The sequence below is a fragment of the Cryobacterium sp. TMT1-19 genome, assembly GCF_004403055.1.
Lineage (GTDB): Bacteria > Actinomycetota > Actinomycetes > Actinomycetales > Microbacteriaceae > Cryobacterium > Cryobacterium sandaracinum.
Genome location: NZ_SOHB01000060.1, coordinates 1 through 1,413, shown reverse-complemented (window position 1 = coordinate 1,413; position 1,413 = coordinate 1). Strand labels below are relative to the sequence as shown.

Below are 1,413 nucleotides of genomic sequence, written 5' to 3'. Positions count from 1 at the left end.
GGTTGCGTCCAATAGCGTGGTGTAACCCCCGGCCCTGATGGGCGTGTTGCACCGATGTAAGGCGGCCACCGCGTGATTCTTGGAAAGACCGATCAAGTCTTTTCCGAAGGAGTACACGCGATGACCGCACCCCATTTTATTGACCCTGCCCGTTTCCTGTCCGAACAACTCGAGCAAGCCTCGCCGGACTTGATGCGGCAGATGCTGACCACGTTCATCAACGCGCTGATGAGCGCCGAAGCGGAAGCCGTCTGCGGCGCCGAATACGGCCAAGTCTCCGCCGACCGGGTCAACTCCCGCAACGGCTACCGGCACCGGGATTTCGACACCCGCACCGGCACCCTCGACGTCGCGATCCCGAAGCTGCGCACCGGCACCTACTTCCCGGACTGGCTCCTCGAGCGCCGCCGCCGCGCCGAGGCCGCCCTGACCAGCGTCGTGGCGACCTGCTACCTGCTCGGGGTGTCGACGAGGCGGATGGAGAAACTCGTCGAGTCCCTCGGCATCACTCGCCTCTCGAAGTCGCAGGTGTCGATCATGGCCAAGGACCTCGACGAACAGGTCGAGCAGTTCCGCACCCGGCCCCTCGACGCCGGCCCTTACACGTTCGTGGCCGCCGACGCCCTGGGCTGAAGGTGCGCGAGGGCGGCCGTGTCGCCAACGTCCACGCGCTCCTCGCGACGGGCGTGAACAAGGACGGGCACCGCGAGATCCTGGGCCTGCAGGTCACCAGCGCCGAAGACGGCGCCGGCTGGCTCGGCTTCTTCCGCGACCTGACCGCCCGCGGCCTCACCGGCGTGAAACTCGTCACGAGCGACGCTCACGCCGGCCTCGTGGCCGCCATCGGGGCGACCCTGCCCGGCGCGACTTGGCAGCGCTGTCGCACCCACTACGCCGCGAACCTGATGTCCGCGACCCCGAAGACCAGCTGGCCGTGGGTGAAGACCCTGCTCCACTCCGTCTACGACCAGCCCGACGCGGACGCCGTCCACGCCCAGTTCGACCGGGTCCTGAACGCACTGGAGGAGAAGCTCCCCGCGGTCGCCACCCACCTCGAGGCGGCCCGGGCGGACGTGCTCGCCTTCACCGGCTTCCCGAAGGAGATCTGGCGTCAGCTCTGGTCCAACAACCCCCAGGAACGTCTCAACCGCGAGATCCGCCGCCGCACCGACGTCGTGGGGATCTTCCCCGACCGCGGCTCCCTGATCCGGCTCGTCGGCGCGGTCCTGGCCGAACAACACGACGAATGGATCGAGGGCCGCCGCTACCTCGGCCTCGACGTCCTCAGCCGCTCACGCCTCACCCTCGTCCCGACCGAGAAGGAGGAACCCGCAACCGAACTCGGCGCCCTCAGCGCCTAGAAATCCAAGAATCACGCGGCAGACGCGTTACACCACACATTTGGACTTGACC

Annotated in this window: 1 pseudogene; it reads left to right on the top strand. The window is 67.7% G+C overall.

The features are described 5' to 3' along the window. Positions 1-120 precede the first annotated feature (120 nt). Positions 121-1,361: pseudogene (locus tag E3T40_RS14450) on the top strand (IS256 family transposase). The last annotated feature ends 52 nt before the right edge of the window (positions 1,362-1,413 follow it).